The sequence below is a fragment of the Mucilaginibacter litoreus genome, assembly GCF_042676805.1.
GTDB lineage: Bacteria > Bacteroidota > Bacteroidia > Sphingobacteriales > Sphingobacteriaceae > Mucilaginibacter > Mucilaginibacter litoreus.
Genome location: NZ_JBHTHZ010000005.1, coordinates 519,289 through 535,393, shown reverse-complemented (window position 1 = coordinate 535,393; position 16,105 = coordinate 519,289). Strand labels below are relative to the sequence as shown.

Below are 16,105 nucleotides of genomic sequence, written 5' to 3'. Positions count from 1 at the left end.
AAATGAAAAGGCTACTTTACGTTTTAACATTCCTGGTCACTGTTTTGTCGGCATGTAAAAAAGATAAGATAAACTCAGTGTATGATAATAGCTTTGAAAAGTGGCAGGCATTTAAAAAACAGAGTAACAACTCTTATTCCTATACAGCTTACCGGGCATACGCTTTTTTTGCAGAACGTACAGAAACAAAAATTACTGTAAAAAACGGTAAAGTAGTGCAGCGCGAATTTACAATGTGGTCTAACCAGGCAACGGGTGGTGGTACTCCACCATCTGTAGTGGAAACATGGATGGAAAACGAAGACTCTTTAAATACTCATGATCAATTGCGCGCAGCTGAAACATTAACACTTGACGAGATATATGCTAAAGCTAAAAAGCAATGGCTAAACGTTAGCAAAAAAGATAACGATGTATCTTTCAGAACTGATAATGATGGTATTATCTCCTCTGCGGGATACGTATCAAAAGGCTGTCAGGATGATTGCTTTACAGGTATCTCTATAAAGGATCTGAAAAAGCTGTAATAACACCTTGTAAAAGATCATGCTGTTTCACTGTAACATCATTGTCATACTTCGGTGTTTAAACACCAGTTAAATGTGTGCATTAGTTTTAAAGCTAATGCATTTTGCTACATTTGCTCAAACATTTTTCTAAATGGAAGTATCAGATGATTTACTGGTGTTGTTGAATAATCCTCAGCTTCTACCAGAACTAAAAGACATTGCTGAGAAGGTACTCCATAACCAGCGCATCACTTTTGATGAAGGCGTTTTGCTTTATGAGAAAGCAGAACTGGGCTATCTGGGGGTACTTGCCAATCACATCCGCGAAAGAAAGCACGGCGATAAAACCTACTTTAACCGTAATTTTCATATCGAGCCAACAAACCTGTGTGTTTACGACTGTAAGTTTTGTTCTTACTCCAGGTTGATCAAACAACGCGCCGACGGCTGGGAGTATACCATGCAGGAGATGTTGGATATCGTAAAGAAATACGACGGTCAGCCGGTTACTGAAGTGCATATAGTGGGCGGCGTATTGCCTCAGTACGATGTTCCGTTTTACTCAGAGTTATTCAGTAGTATAAAAGCGCATCGCCCGGAGTTGCATGTAAAGGCACTAACTCCCGTAGAATATCATTACATATTTAAAAAAGCAAAAATAGATTACGCTACCGGCATGAAGATGATGAAAGATGCCGGCTTAGAATCTATCCCGGGGGGCGGAGCAGAGATATTTCATCCTGAAGTGCGCGATAAAATAGCTAAAGATAAATGCAACGCCGAGCAGTGGCTGGCCATACACGAAGAGTGGCATAAATTGGGCATGCGTTCAAACGCTACCATGCTTTACGGCCATATCGAGCAATACTGGCATCGTGTGGACCACATGGACCGCCTTCGCCAGTTGCAGGACCGCACCGGTGGTTTTCAGACCTTTATACCATTAAAATTCCGCAACCAGGATAACCAGATGAGTAATGTGCCTGAATCTACAGTTATTGAAGATTTACGGAACTATGCCATAGCGCGCATTTACCTGGATAACTTTGATCATATAAAAGCTTACTGGGCTATGATAAGCCGCACAACAGCGCAGCTTTCGTTAAACTTTGGTGTTGATGACATCGATGGTACGCTTGATGATACTACCAAAATATATTCAATGGCAGGGGCAGAGGAGCAGCATCCGGCCATGAGTACGAGAGAACTGGTAGAACTGATCAAGAACGTTGGGCGTCATCCGATAGAACGTGATACCTTATACAATGTAATTACCGATTACCAGGACTACCAGTTTGAGGATACTCCTAAGCCGGCCTATTACAAACTGCCGGTTATAAATTAGTTGGTTGGTTTATTGGCTTATTATCAAATCAGTTACTGACAGATGAGATAAACTAATTACCAATAAACCAGTGAACCAATGAACGAACATTTAAATGAACGATATAAAAAAAACACTTTATATAGTACGCCACGGGCAAACAGAATTAAATAAGCTGGGCATTGTACAAGGCCGTGGGCGTGATACCGACCTGAACGATGAAGGCCGCAGGCAGGCCCAATTATTTTATGATGCTTATAAGGATGTTCCCTTCGATAAAATTTACATATCTGCCTTAAAGCGCACACAGCAAAGTATTCAGCCATTTATTGATGCCGGCATCCCTTACGAAAAACTAAGCGGCCTTGATGAGCTGGCTTGGGGGATACACGAAGGGCAGCCAAATACGCCCGAAACTAAAGGGGCTTTTTTACAATTAATGCGCGACTGGCTCGATGGCAAACTGGATGCAAAGTTTGAAGGCGGAGAAAGCCCGAACGAAGTTGCTATACGCCAGCGCGAGGCACTTGATATTATTATGAGCCACCCGGAAGAAGAAACGGTGCTGATATGTATGCATGGCCGTGCTTTGCGTTTATTGATGTGTATTTTAACCAACCAGCCTTTATCCAACATGGATAACTTTCCGCACCAAAACCTTGTACTTTACAAGGTAACGTATGATGGCCAACAATTTGAAATTGTTGATGCCAACAACGCCCTACATTTAAAAAACGTTTAAGAAGACTGATAAGTGAACAAGATTAAAATATCTGCCGTTAGTTATACTAACACCAAACCTTTTTTATACGGCATCCTACACTCAGAAATTATCGATAAAATAGAACTGAGCATGGATATGCCATCTGATTGTGCTCAAAAACTTATTGATAATAAAGTAGATATCGGGCTTATACCGGTGGCTGCCGCTTTGAGTTTACCACAGTGGGAAATTGTTTCTGACTATTGCATAGGTGCGAGCGGTCCTGTTAATTCTGTTTTTATTTTTAGCAATTGCCCGATACAGGAAGTTACAAAAGTACAGCTCGACCCGGAATCGCGTAGCTCAAATAACCTTGCGCGTGTTCTGCTGAAAAACTTTTGGAAAGTCGAGCCCGAATTTATCAAAGATGCTGCGGATTATGCTTCACCTGCTGATGTTAATACCGCTTTTGTACAAATTGGCGACCGCACTTTTGGCAAAAAAGACCAATATAAGTATGTTTATGACCTTGCCGAAGAATGGATAAAATTCACAGGCTTACCTTTTGTATTTGCAGCCTGGATTGCTAATAAGCCTATACCGGAAAGTTTTATAAGTGAATTTAACCAGGCACTGCGCCTCGGCCTTGCACATAGGCACAACCTGCTTAAAGAGTTGCCGCATCGTGCCGATTTTGATCTGGAAGATTACCTGATGCATAAACTGGATTTTGAATTAACAGCAGATAAGAAAAAAGCCCTTTACCTGTTCCTGGATTACATCAAAGCTTTATAATCACAGTAGCTGGTAACAGTATCATAAATGTGTTATGTTTGATGCCATGACATCGGGTAACATTGTTTTGCTTGTTATTTTGCTGGCGGCATCTTTAAGTTATAAAGCCCAAAAACTAACTTTGGTTGGAGCGCTGACGGGAGTACTTGTAGCTGTACTGATATATTTAGGTTCCGGCATTGCAGGCATCGTCTTGCTGACCGTATATTTTTTATTGTCTACCTGGGCAACTTCTCATAAAAAGCAACAGAAAAAATATCCTGATGAAGGGCATCCGCAAATAAGGGATGCCTGGCAGGTGTTAGCCAACGGAGGTATAGCTTCTTTATGCGGATTGGCAGCCTATTGTCTTCCTGAAATGTCGATGCTATTCCGGGTACTGGTAGCAGCAGCTTTATCTGCTGCTACTGCCGATACGCTTTCCTCTGAGTTAGGTACAGTATACGGCAGCAGGTTTTACAACATCCTTAGCTGGAAACAGGATACCAAGGGACGGGATGGCGTAATTAGCCTGGAAGGTTCAATTATAGGTATTACCGGATCAGGATTGATAGCACTTACGTACGCTTTCTTCTACGGTTGGAATACAATGCTGCTGGATATCATATTAGCCGGCACAGCAGGCAATCTGGCCGATTCTGTTTTAGGTGCAGCACTTGAGCGTAAAGGTCATTTAAATAACAATGCCGTTAACCTGCTTAACACATTAACGGCAGTTATTATATGCTGCATTTTAATTATTTTATAGTGTTAATCCTCTCACTTTAACACTACCTGTACTGTATTACGGCTTGTTTGCCTCATCAGGATCATCCTGCCTGCTGTAATTTGTTCCACCGCATTCGCTGTATAATGGCGTAAAGTTATTAATGTAAGCTCATCATTATATTTAACCCTAAAAGTGGCTTTGAGCGCCTGAAAAAGTGGCATGAAGCGTTCCGAAGAGTAATCAATGCAAATACTAAAGCTAAGCGCTGAGGTTTGCATCATATTTACCTTTACATGGTGCGCAGCAAAAGTGCCAAATATCTCACTCAGGTGGCTCTCTGATATAAACGAATAATCTGTTGTTGATATAGATAGCAGCACCTGGTTGTTTTTTACTATAATTACCGGCTTGGTAAAAGTATACGCTGCGTTTTCTTTAATTATGGTTCCAGGAGCATCCGGGTGCATAAAAGGCTTTACTAATAACGGAATATTGGCGTTTTGTAATGGTTTTAACGTTTTAGGGTGTATAACGCTTGCACCATAGTAGGTCATCTCTATAGCTTCCTGGTAACTCAGTTCATCAAATTTAACGGTATCTTCAAATAATTTGGGGTCTGCATTCAATATGCCGGGCACATCTTTCCAGGTGGTAAGCGATTCTGCACCAAGGCAGGATGCAAAAATGGAGGCAGTATAATCAGAGCCTTCACGGCCTAATGTAGTGGTGAAATTTTCAGATGTTCCACCTAAAAAACCCTGGGTCACAACAATGCTGCTTTCCAAAAATGAGGGAATATCGCCGGTTATGCTTTTGCAGGTCTTATCCCAATCAACAACACCTTCCCGGTAACTGTTATCGGTATGTATATATCCGCGAACATCCAACCATTTACTGGCAAATCCCTGATGGTTCAACCAGGCGTTTACAATACGGGTAGACACAAGTTCACCGATAGATACGATCTGATCATAAATGAAATCATAATCGTCATGAGGTTCATCCTCAATCATCCAGTCTATCTCAACAAAAGTATTGGCCACCTCGTCAAAAACAGGGTGATTATCGCCAAAAAGCTCTTTTATAATATTGTAGTGGTATGCCTTGATCTCTTCGAAAATACCGTTCATATCATCGCTGCCGTTCACATAGGCACGTGTAAGCTTCTCAAGGGCGTTAGTTGTTTTTCCCATTGCAGAAACTATTATCACTAACTTTTTGTCAGCGTAAGCGCTTATTACGTTACCCAGATTAATAACACCTGGTGCATCCTTTACAGATGCGCCTCCAAATTTAAATACAAGCATTTATTTGACGAATTGAGCAGTTATTGATTCGGGCCGCAATAAATTTTTAATTTCTGAATAAGGAACAAGCAGTTCGGTTTTACCGGCTGCATAAGGTTTTATTTCGTACTGATTGTAAACAAATCTTAAGCCGGTGGGTGTAATAGAGTAGTTATTGTTCAGAGCAAATTGATTATCCTTAAAAAAGTAATCGCGTGCCAGGGATGATGTATCTGCTAATTTTTCATTATGTCTAAAAATTCGCTCTGCTATCTTTGTTAAGCCGGTATAAGAGCCTTCTTTCAAAATATCTTTTAGCAAATACGGTTTCTTTGCTTTCGGGTTCCAGTTTATAAAACCTGTAAAACTTGCGCCATGAGCGCCTCCTTGAAAAATGTAACCTCCATATTCTAAAGTAACAAGGGCAGAGTCCTGTGTTATTACTTTGGCATAGGTGTCTAAAGTGTAATACATCGCAGAAGAGCGGTCGGTTTTTTTAAAATCTTCATATGATCTGATGAACTTCTTAGCCTGGGCATAAATGCTTGTGTCCGGCTTGCTGTCATCCATAATAAACATGCCCGTAAGTTTTTTCACGATGGTATCGTTAAGTGCCGCCTGATCCTCAAATACCGGGTATTTTATATTTACAGCTGTACAGGTACTATCCGGTTTATCACCGCAATCAGCAGCACGTTCATGAACAGTTTGTACCTTGTAAGCAAGTGTGTCATTAAATATTTTATGCGGGTCTTTTTTGGGTGTTGATCCCCAATTGCAGGAACTGACAGTCAAAGCGATTAAAAGGATAAACGGGGTTAGATTTTCTTTCATAGTTTAGCAACTTGTTCTTTTGATAGCGATGCATTAAGCCACCCGGCATCAATAGCAGCACCATATTTTTGATAAAATTTAATGGCCGGCTCATTCCAGTCGAGCACCTGCCAAACCATTCCGCTGAACTCAAGTTCGCGTACCTCCTGGAATAAGCGGTCGAAGAGGAGTTTGCCAATACCCTTACCTCGGTATTCCTCGGTAACAATTAAATCCTCCAGGTATAAACGCCTGCCTTTCCAGGTAGAATAACGAACATAATACAAAGCAAAAGCAACAACTACGCCATTATGTTCTGCAACAAAAGCTTTCCATACCGGGTTCGCGCCAAAACCGGCTTCCTCAAATTCTTCAAGTGATACGGTTACTTCTTCAGGCGCTTTTTCAAACAAGGCCAGTTCGTGCACCAGTTCCATCAGCCGCGGGCAGTCGGTCTTAACTGCAACACGCAGGTTAAAGTCCTCATTACCCTGAATGGAAATTTTTTGATTAATTGGGTTTATTACCTCACTCATTCTAATTCTGTAAATTCTTTAATCCTGTAAATTCTGATTAAGACAATTAAACGTTTTTCTTTGGCCTGCTGCCAAATATAGTGCTGCCAAGCCTTACCAAATTACTCCCTTGCTCAATGGCTATTTTATAATCGGAAGACATCCCCATAGATAGCGTGTCGAAAGAATCGTCTTTTCTGAAAAAACTTGTCTTTATACCATCAAAAAAGGTTTTCAGTTCGTAGTATTCTTCCTTTATCTGCTTTTCGTTATCTGTATTGGTGGCTATACCCATTAACCCGCGTATGCGGATGTTTCTTAAGGCTGCAAATTCCTCGCTTCTTAAAAGCTCTATGGCTTCATCAAAACCTAAACCAAACTTTGTTTCTTCATCGGCTATATAAATCTGCAGCAGGCAATCAATCACTCTTTTGTTTTTGCCAGCATGCTTATCAATCTCTTTTAAAAGCTTAATGCTGTCTACAGATTCTATCATACTGACAAAAGGGGCAATGTACTTAACCTTATTGGTTTGTAAATGGCCTATCAAATGCCACTGGATATCGGCTGGCAGTTGTTCCTGCTTTTCAACCATTTCCTGCACCATGTTTTCGCCAAATAAACGCTGCCCTGCATCATAAGCTTCCTGTAAATCCGTTACAGGTTTGGTTTTTGATACTGCAAGCAGGGTAACATTTATAAGTTCGGTTTCTTTTTTTAAGCTATTGATATTATCTGCAATGCTCATTAATACGTAAATTTGTTGATTAAACGCCGCTAAATTACAGAATGCAAAAATATATAGGCTTGTTTTTTTCAGTATTGCTTTATTTAACTGCCTGCAAAAACGACAAAGTACCCACCGGGATTATTGAAGAACAAACCATGATAAGGTTGTTAACAGATATTCATGTTGTTGATGGTAGTATTGCAACCGTCCCGCAAATACCAGACAGCTTGTATAAATATGGCCGCAACAAGTATGTTGCCGTATTTAAAAGATACAACACTAACGATACCCAGTTTAAAAAAAGCCTGGAATATTACAGCGCACAACCCGAAAAGATACAGCAGATGTATGATAAGATAGAAGTTGTGTTGAAAGCCAAAGTAGATTCTGTTAACAAAGTGCCGGAAAAGAAAATTCAAAATGCTGTACCCAAACAATAGCGCAGACAAACTTGGCTTTACTGAAATAAAAGAACTCATCAGGGCAAATTGCTTAAGCACAATGGGCCAGGACATGGTTGATAAGATACAGGTGATGATTAACTTCGACCTGATATCTAAATTTTTACACCAGGCCCACGAGTTTAAAAGTATACTTCAAAGTGATGAAGCTTTACCCATCAGTAGCTTTTACGATATTAAGACACTGGCTAACAAAGCCCGCTTAGAAGGGGCTTTTTTATCTGAAGAAGAGTTTTTCCAAATCCAGGCATCGCTTACTACTGTATTTGCAGTAATAGGCTACTTTAACCAGCGCCAGGGCGTTTACCCTAATTTGGAGGCGCTGTTTGAGCATTTGCCGGTAGAAAAAGCTATCCTGAAAAAGATAAATCAGGTGATTGATGCAAAAGGCAGGATACGGCCCGACGCATCGCGCGAACTGATGGATATAACCTCGGGCATTGCACGTGCCGAGCAGGATGCCCGTAAAAGGATTGACCAGATATTTAAACAGGCGTCTGCCAATAACTGGACGGCCGACGGATCGCTCACCATTCGTGATGGCAGGCTATGTATACCTTTGCTTGCCGAAAACAAACGGAAGCTGAAAGGTTTTGTGCACGATGAATCTGCTTCGGGCCAAACGGTCTATATCGAGCCGGAAGAGGTTTTTTCGTTGAACAACCTTATCCGCGACCTGGAGTTTGAACGTCGCCGGGAGATCATTAAAATATTAACAGCCTTAACTGCAGAATTAAGGCCATATGTGCCCTTGCTGTTATCCTATCACAGTTTGTTAACCAAGCTTGACTTTGTACGCGCCAAGGCTTTGTTTGCTATACAGATTGAAGCAGAAATGCCAAAGGTGGTTAACGAGGCGAAATTTCGGTTGTTGAATGCAAGGCATCCGCTGCTGTTTTTAAACTTTAAAAAGGAACAGAAGCAGGTAGTGCCGCTTAACGTTTCGGTTGATGAAGGTACACGGATCATCGTTGTATCAGGCCCAAATGCGGGTGGTAAATCCGTTTGTATGAAAACGGTTGGGTTGCTGCAAATAATGGCACAGGCCGGTTTGCTGATACCCGCTGCTGCTGATAGTGTTGTAGGCGTATTCAAACAAATGTTTGTTGATATAGGTGATGATCAATCCATCGAAAGTGATTTGAGTACTTACAGCGCGCACTTATCCAAAATGAAAAAGTTTGTTGAAGATGGTAACGGCAAAACACTGATTTTGATAGATGAGTTTGGCACCGGTACCGACCCTCAGTTTGGTGGCCCGATTGCCGAAGCTGTACTTGAGGCACTCAATAATAAGAAGGTGAGGGGCATGGTAACCACGCATTACTCTAACCTTAAAATATTTGCCAGTAATTCCGAAGGTATAGAGAACGCATCTATGTTATTCAACAATACAGAGATGCAGCCGCTTTATATTTTAGAAGTTGGCAAACCAGGCAGCTCTTATGCTTTTGAAATTGCGCAAAAGATCGGTTTGCCGCAAAATGTGCTCAACCTGGCAAAAAACAAAATCAGCGCCGGGCAAAAAAAGGTTGACAGCTTATTGGTAGACCTTGAGCGCGAAAAGAAAGAGATATTTGATACTAAACAAAAGCTGGACAAGCAGCAGCGCCGGGTCAATACGTTGTTGGCTGAGAATGAAGAGCTAAAAACCTTTTTGGACGAGAACCGCAAAAACCTGCTTCGAGAGGCTAAACAGGAAGCTAAAAGCATTATTCTTAACGCCAATAAACTGGTTGAAAATACTATCGCCGAAATTAAAAGTAGTAATGCTGATAAAGAGGTAACCAAAAACCTTCGCGAAAACCTGAATAACGAGATCAAGAAGAATACCGTTAAGCCTGAGGCTCCGAAAAAACAACCAATTCAGGATGAGGAGATAAAAGCCGGCGACTGGGTGAAGCTTATAGATGGTGATACTACCGGCCAGGTAATGGAAGTAATAAAGGATAATGTGGTGATTGCAATGGGCGACCTCCGTACCGTTGTTAAAAAGAAAAGGGTGGAGCGTGTGTCTAAAGCCTCGGTCCCTAAAGAAATAAGGCGCAGTAACAACCAAACCGGCGATCTGGCCAATTTTAGTCCGGAGATTGATGTACGTGGTATGCGTACGGAAGATGCGCTGCACTCAATTGAAAAGCTTTTTGACAGGGCTTTAATGATGGGCTTTGGAAACCTGAAGATCATTCATGGCAAAGGGGATGGTATATTGCGTAAAATGATACGTCAATATTTGAAAAAGTACGACCAGGTTGAACGTATGGAAGATGAGCACCCGGACCGTGGAGGCGATGGTATTACCTATGTTCATTTAAAGTAACCTAAACCTATCTATGAAGGAACTTAAATTTATACTACTTGCATTTTTTGTATTAGCTGCCGATAAAGCTTTCTCGCAAAATACCATCGCCTTTAATAACAGTAAAATATTTTACATGGGGCGTATACCAATGAGAGATAGTGCCGCGGAATTGTCCTGGACGGGCGCATCAGTCATTATTAATTTCATTGGCACTGCTGCCAGGGCCACCTTGAACGATGAACTTGGCCTCAATTACTATAATATTGTGGTTGATGGAAAAGTTGCCAGGGTTATTAAGCTATCAAAAGGGAAGAAGGAGTATGAATTAGTTTCAGATTTACGAGCGGGCACTCATAAACTGGAGTTGTTTAAACGTACTGAATATGACTGGGGGCGTACCTGGTTTTACGGTTTTAACCTTAACGGCAAATTGCTTGCCTCACCGGTATATAAACACAAAATTGAATACTATGGCGACTCTATAACCTGCGGCATGGCTGATGAGGATACAACAGGTAAGGACCGGGGGGATAACGACTATGAGAATGGTTATGCAAGTTATGCCAATGTAACTGCAAGATATTTTAACGCAGATATGCGCTGCATCTCAAAAAGTGGGATAGGGGTTGTTATCAGTTGGTTTGATTATGTAATGGCCGATATTTATGACCGTGCCTATGCCCATGATACCGCCAGGTGGGATTTTTCAAAATACACCCCCGAACTGGTTGTGATCAACCTCTTTCAAAACGACTCATGGCTTACCAAGAATAAAGAGCAGGAGCAGTTTAAAAAGCTGTTTGGTACTACGCCGCCAACGCCGGAATTTATTATCAGCCATTATCAGCAACTGGTTAATAACATCAGGGCAAAATATCCCAAAGCTAAAATTATTTGTGCTTTAGGCGCAATGGATGCCACAAAACCAGGATCTCCCTGGCCGGGTTACATTCAGCAAGCTGTGGCCGGCCTGCATGATAAAAATATCTATACGCACATATTTCCATATAAGAACACACCTGGGCATCCAAGCGTAAAAGAGCAGCAGGCCATGGCGAATAACCTTATAGGTTTTATTAAGCAGAAAACAGGTTGGTGATTATACCTGATCTTTCTTTTGTAGCTTAAGCAGTTCGGCTTGCTCACTGGTTATCCGCAAATTTAAATCACGCTGAGGGAAAGGTATTTCTATACCTTCTTTGGCGAAAGCCAGATAAATATCTGTTAATACACTGCTTTTCAGCGAGAGCCATGTTCCAATTTCTGCAGCCCAAAACAACAGCCTGAAGTCTACCGAGCTTTCGCTGAGGTTGTGTACAAATACCAGCGGTGCCGGGTTATTCATTATGTCATCCCGTGATGATAAAAGATCAGTCAGTATGCCTTTTACCTTGTCAATATCAGAGCCATAGGCAACGCCTACGATCAGCTCAACGCGGCGGTTGGTATTGCTCAGTGTCCAGTTGATCACATGTTGAGATATCAGGTCGCCGTTAGGTACAATAACCTCGGCGCCATCAGAAGTAGCAATTTTGCTTGAGCGTATACCAATCTCCATGATTGTACCTGATCGGTTATTTACTTCAATAATATCGCCTATTTGTACAGGCTTTTCAAAGGCGAGTATTAATCCTGATACCAGGTTATTTACAATATTTTGCATGCCAAAACCAATGCCTATACCAAACGCACTGATAATGATGGTAATTTTATCCAAAGGAAACCCGGATGCCGCAACTGCCAAAAAGAAACCAATGGCAAATACAGCAAGCTTTATCAGTAATGTGGATGTACGGTTTTTCTTTTTCAGCAGGTCCATCTCAGTGCTGTTTCTACCGGCAACATCATACAGGTAACTTATAATCCGTGCAACAATAGATGATAACCAGATAACCGCTATAAAAATGATAACGCTTTGGAATGTGAACTGGGTGTTAGCGCCGCCTAAACTGCGCGTTGTTGTCAGGAATTTTTCAAGGCTGTCGAAAACCGCATCCTCAACGCTCAGGTTTTGAAATAGCATTACCAACCATAAAACCACGGCAATTACCGTTAAAAAGCTTCTGAATTTATGCTGCAGTAATTTAAAATCAATGTATGAGCTTATACTGTTGTTAGATTTCGTGGTTTCTAACTGCATAAACAGGCTTTGCATAAAGATCTGTACCAAGTAATACATACCTAAGGCCAGCCATAAATTATAAATGGCGGTGACACCTACAATTTTTGAAAGGCTCACCCTGCCGAATACGTTAAACAAGAAAGCGGCTCCCTGCAGAATAATAAAAACCCTGAGCACTAATTTAGTATAAGGCAGATAATAAGTAGAATTGGTTTTAACCTGACGGTAAAATTTTATGCTGAGAATGGTTGAGAAAAGAGCGGCTAAAAGAACAATTACACGATCGGTGTAGGATACCTCGACAAACAGATTACTTATGCTGTAAACAATGGTTATCAATGTTAATGATAAAAGATACTGATATAAACCACGTGGACAGGTTTTTTTTACAACATATAGCAATGAAAAAATAAGCCCTATAAAAAAAATCTCAAGCACAACTACAGGCGGGTGATCATAAAAATTAGGAACAATAGCCAAAGCCACTATTAGTGATGATGCGATAGGATAGAAGGCAACATACTTTGCCTGATCAAAAATGTTTTCCGGCACATCTTTCAATCGCTCAATTTTTCTTTTGTTATTATAAATCCAGGCAAAAAATAATACCAATAATACTAATCCCGCAAAATGTATCATGGTGGCACGGGCAATAAAAAAAGTAAGCAGCTTAATATTCATGCTTACCGTTTTACGTAACGCGGCAGAAAAATTTGTATGGGTTGTATTAGGTTCCCAAATGCTGTTATTCTCTTCGCCAAGGGCTTGCAGGCTGAATTCACGTATTTTCAGGTCGATCTGATCCTTAAGATCAAGCAGGGAAATATAAACCGTTGAAATTCGATTTTGTAATAAACCTACTTTAAGCAACAGCTTTTTATTGGTGGTATCAAGTTTGGTGTACCGGTTTTCAAGCGCTATTTTTTGGGTGAGATAAGTATTTAAAAGGCTGCTATCAGCCGGTACTATCTTTAGCGTTTGATCTTTATGCATCGAGGCAAGCTCATTTTGATTTTGGATAAGCTTGGAGTTGATGTCTGTAAGGCGTTCCTGCCATATGTCCATCTGATCGTCACTACGGGTAAGTATATCCCGTATGGCATACAAGTACCTTAGTGTGCTCGATTTATCATTGTCGATAAGCGTTTTTATCAGGCCTATACGCTTCTCGAAGGTTGGTAGCTGCAGGCTGATATCAGTGGTATCAATGTTACGCGACAGATTGGTCTTTATCTGGTTGAATGACGAAGTATAATACTCGATTTTTTGTAATAGGTTGTTAATAGATGTATCCGACCGTTTAAAGGTGCGCAACATGGAGTCGCGACGCAAAATGGCGCGGCGGAGTGAATCTTTTACAGATTGTGGCTTTCGTCTTTGCGCAGATAAATCGACTGTAAATAAAGTAACTAGGATTAAAATAAGTGAGGCTATCTTAAATACTTTATTCATTATTTTATTTCCGTAGAATTCGCAATTAAACGAAAAATTGATAGTTTATGTTTGTTTAAATGATTTAAAAAAACTTCTTTGATTAACCTTAAAAATTTAATGGCAGATTTCCTTCATTAAGAGTTAATATTTAATAAAAAGCTTTCAATGCCTAACCGATATGAATTTAAACCAAATCCGGTAATAACACCCTTGCAACTGGCTGCCAGCATGGAGTGATGACGGAATTCCTCACGTTTATACACGTTTGAAACATGTACCTCAATCACCGGTGTATTAATAGCTGCAATAGCATCTGCAATAGCAATGGACGTATGAGTGTATGCACCGGCATTTAAAACTATGCCATCATAAATAAAGCCGATTTCATGCAGTTTATTTATAATTTCGCCTTCAACGTTACTCTGATAATAACTGATATTGATGTCAGTAAAATGTTGTTGTAAATCAGCAAGGTAACTTTCAAAGTCAGCGCTGCCATAAATTGATTTTTCGCGCACGCCAAGCAGGTTTAAATTCGGGCCGTTTATGATCTGTATATTCATTTGCCCAAACTTAGGTATAAAACATTAAAAGTAAAATCAATTGGATTGGCCATCGGCAATAAAAGGATTTAAAACTTATCTAAAGCTGGAAAGATCGCTTGCCGATAATTCTGTGGAAGCATATAGCAGGGATATTGGCAAACTGCAACAATACGCTTCTTCCGAAAAAGCAGATAAACAGCCGGATAAAATGGACCTTGATGATCTTCGTGGGTTTATAACCTGGTTGAGTGAGTTAGGGATGATACCTTCTACGCAATCAAGGGTACTATCGGGTGTTAAAGCCTTTTACCGGTATATGCTTTTGGACGACATCATACCGGCCGATCCTTCCGAGCTTTTGGAAATGCCAAAAATCAGGCGTAAACTGCCTGACACATTAAGTATTGTGGATATTAATAAAATAATAGCTGCAATTGACCTATCTAAACCCGAGGGTGGCAGAAACAAGGCTATGCTGGAGGTTTTGTATGGTTGCGGACTGCGTGTATCAGAACTTACAGAACTGCGCTTATCCAATCTTTCTCTTGATAACGGAGACGAGTTTATCAAGGTAACCGGTAAAGGCAATAAAGAACGACTTGTACCTATTGGTAGCGAAGCCATCAAAGCTTTGAAGATATGGACAGAAATGATACGAGTGCATAGCCCGATACAACGGGGAGAAGAAGATTTTGTGTTTTTAAACAGGCGGGGCAAGCGCCTTACCAGGGTGTATGTTTTTATGCTGATAAAAGAACTTGCCGCCCTGGCCGGGTTAAAAAAAATAGTCAGTCCGCATACTTTCAGGCATTCGTTTGCAACCCATTTGGTTGAGGGAGGGGCGGATTTGCGCGCTGTACAGGAAATGCTTGGGCATGAAAGCATCACCACTACTGAAATTTATACTCATCTGGACAAAGAATTTTTAAAAAGTACGATCATCGAATTTCACCCCCGAAGTTAATACGGTTTCACAGCTTTCACCATCCGGTCGCGTCCGCTCATGTCTTGCCTTAATTCGATGTTTATAAATGATTTATCCTTTAAAAGGTCAACTGTTTCTTTACCAAAGGCTTCGTTTATCTCAAAGAATAATAATCCGCCGGGTATTAATTTTTCAGCAGCAAAATTAGTTATGGCTTTATAAAATATAAGCGGATCATTCTCGGGGACGAATAGTGCAGTATGTGGTTCAAAATTGTTTACATTGATGTGCATTTGCAACTTATCTTTAAGGGTGACGTATGGAGGGTTGCTCACAATAATGTTGAAGTGAGTAGTGGGGAATGAGTTGTGAGTAGCTTTATTCAGTATGTCGACATTGTTAAACTTTATGTCGGTTTCATTTATCACAGCATTTTTTTTGGCGGTTTGCAGGGCATCTTCGGATATGTCAATAGCAGTGACTGCGGCGTTCGGCAGGTTTTTTTTCAAAGCGATGGCTATGCAACCGCTACCTGTCCCTATATCCAAAATATTTAAGTTTCCGGTTTCGGGCTCTCTGCTATCCGCTGCGGATTTCAGGATCCACTCAACCAGTTCTTCTGTCTCCGGTCGCGGTATCAATGTAGCAGGATTAACAAAAAAACTTAAACCATAAAATTCTGCGGTTCCTAAAACATACTGTACCGGCTTGCCGGTTTTAAGGTCGGCAAGTATACCATCTAACTTTTCAGATGCGTCGGCAGGCAGATCATCATTTGTAAACGCCTTAATTTTTGCACGGGAAAAACCAGTAATTTCTTCTAATACAAGCAGGGTAATAGCCTCAATTTCGTGGAAGTCATACAATTTATTCAAAGCATCTTTAAAGGACAGGAACACATCCTTAATAGTTTTCATACAACAAAGTAACAT

At 40.8% G+C, this 16,105-nt stretch carries 16 protein-coding genes; 9 read left to right on the top strand and 7 right to left on the bottom strand.

Features of this window, described 5'->3' with window-relative positions; translation table 11 throughout:
• Window positions 1-2: 2 nt before the first annotated feature.
• From ACFQZX_RS10470 to ACFQZX_RS10450, 5 genes are all read left to right on the top strand, one after another.
• Window positions 3-527: a hypothetical protein gene (locus ACFQZX_RS10470; protein ID WP_377114762.1), complete on the top strand. Its 525-nt coding sequence runs from the start codon at window positions 3-5 to the stop codon at window positions 525-527.
• A gap of 133 nt (window positions 528-660) precedes the next feature.
• Window positions 661-1,854 carry an aminofutalosine synthase MqnE gene (gene mqnE, locus ACFQZX_RS10465; RefSeq protein WP_377114759.1) on the top strand — a complete coding sequence of 398 codons (1,194 nt, stop codon included), beginning with the start codon at window positions 661-663 and terminating at the stop codon, window positions 1,852-1,854.
• Window positions 1,855-1,948: 94 nt separating this feature from the next.
• Window positions 1,949-2,575, top strand: a complete 627-nt coding sequence (locus ACFQZX_RS10460) for a histidine phosphatase family protein (protein ID WP_377114756.1) — start codon at window positions 1,949-1,951, stop codon at window positions 2,573-2,575.
• A gap of 12 nt (window positions 2,576-2,587) precedes the next feature.
• Window positions 2,588-3,331, top strand: coding sequence for a menaquinone biosynthetic enzyme MqnA/MqnD family protein (locus ACFQZX_RS10455; protein ID WP_377114753.1), 744 nt, complete (start codon window positions 2,588-2,590; stop codon window positions 3,329-3,331).
• A gap of 34 nt (window positions 3,332-3,365) precedes the next feature.
• Entirely contained in the window at window positions 3,366-4,079 is a 714-nt protein-coding gene (locus ACFQZX_RS10450; RefSeq protein ID WP_377114751.1) for a DUF92 domain-containing protein, read from the top strand.
• A gap of 11 nt (window positions 4,080-4,090) precedes the next feature.
• Here ACFQZX_RS10450 and ACFQZX_RS10445 read toward each other — a convergent pair whose 3' ends face one another.
• The 4 genes from ACFQZX_RS10445 to ACFQZX_RS10430 all read right to left on the bottom strand — a co-directional run bounded on the left by ACFQZX_RS10445 (window position 4,091) and on the right by ACFQZX_RS10430 (window position 7,402).
• Complete coding sequence (locus ACFQZX_RS10445) at window positions 4,091-5,347, bottom strand: aspartate kinase (protein WP_377114748.1); 1,257 nt, start codon at window positions 5,345-5,347, stop codon at window positions 4,091-4,093.
• Complete coding sequence (locus ACFQZX_RS10440; RefSeq protein WP_377114745.1) at window positions 5,348-6,160, bottom strand: DUF3298 and DUF4163 domain-containing protein; 813 nt, start codon at window positions 6,158-6,160, stop codon at window positions 5,348-5,350.
• A complete protein-coding gene (locus ACFQZX_RS10435; RefSeq protein ID WP_377115328.1) occupies window positions 6,157-6,576 on the bottom strand; it encodes a GNAT family N-acetyltransferase in 420 nt (139 codons plus the stop codon). The genes ACFQZX_RS10440 and ACFQZX_RS10435 overlap by 4 nt, the downstream gene beginning before the upstream one ends.
• 145 nt (window positions 6,577-6,721) lie before the next feature.
• Window positions 6,722-7,402, bottom strand: a complete 681-nt coding sequence (locus ACFQZX_RS10430; protein WP_377114743.1) for a YggS family pyridoxal phosphate-dependent enzyme — start codon at window positions 7,400-7,402, stop codon at window positions 6,722-6,724.
• Window positions 7,403-7,443: 41 nt separating this feature from the next.
• Here ACFQZX_RS10430 and ACFQZX_RS10425 point away from each other — a divergent pair, with 41 nt between their 5' ends.
• From ACFQZX_RS10425 to ACFQZX_RS10415, 3 genes are read left to right on the top strand one after another with little or no spacing between them, the layout of a single operon-like run.
• Window positions 7,444-7,824 (top strand): DUF4296 domain-containing protein, encoded by a 381-nt coding sequence (locus ACFQZX_RS10425; RefSeq protein ID WP_377114740.1) that lies wholly within the window; start codon window positions 7,444-7,446, stop codon window positions 7,822-7,824.
• Window positions 7,805-10,165, top strand: a complete 2,361-nt coding sequence (locus ACFQZX_RS10420) for an endonuclease MutS2 (protein ID WP_377114738.1) — start codon at window positions 7,805-7,807, stop codon at window positions 10,163-10,165. Before ACFQZX_RS10425 ends, ACFQZX_RS10420 begins: the two co-directional genes overlap by 20 nt.
• Before the next feature lie 13 nt (window positions 10,166-10,178).
• Complete coding sequence (locus tag ACFQZX_RS10415; RefSeq protein WP_377114735.1) at window positions 10,179-11,246, top strand: SGNH/GDSL hydrolase family protein; 1,068 nt, start codon at window positions 10,179-10,181, stop codon at window positions 11,244-11,246.
• Here the strand turns inward: ACFQZX_RS10415 and ACFQZX_RS10410 are convergent, their stop codons facing one another.
• Window positions 11,247-13,721 (bottom strand): mechanosensitive ion channel family protein, encoded by a 2,475-nt coding sequence (locus ACFQZX_RS10410; protein WP_377114732.1) that lies wholly within the window; start codon window positions 13,719-13,721, stop codon window positions 11,247-11,249. It abuts the gene before it with no gap.
• Window positions 13,722-13,837: 116 nt separating this feature from the next.
• Window positions 13,838-14,266, bottom strand: a complete 429-nt coding sequence (gene aroQ, locus ACFQZX_RS10405) for a type II 3-dehydroquinate dehydratase (protein ID WP_377114729.1) — start codon at window positions 14,264-14,266, stop codon at window positions 13,838-13,840.
• Between the two features lie 40 nt (window positions 14,267-14,306).
• Here aroQ and ACFQZX_RS10400 point away from each other — a divergent pair, with 40 nt between their 5' ends.
• Window positions 14,307-15,212, top strand: a complete 906-nt coding sequence (locus ACFQZX_RS10400) for a site-specific tyrosine recombinase (protein WP_377114726.1) — start codon at window positions 14,307-14,309, stop codon at window positions 15,210-15,212.
• Here the strand turns inward: ACFQZX_RS10400 and prmC are convergent.
• Window positions 15,209-16,090, bottom strand: coding sequence for a peptide chain release factor N(5)-glutamine methyltransferase (gene prmC / locus ACFQZX_RS10395; RefSeq protein WP_377114723.1), 882 nt, complete (start codon window positions 16,088-16,090; stop codon window positions 15,209-15,211). The two genes, ACFQZX_RS10400 and prmC, sit on opposite strands and share 4 nt — an antisense overlap.
• Window positions 16,091-16,105 lie beyond the last annotated feature (15 nt).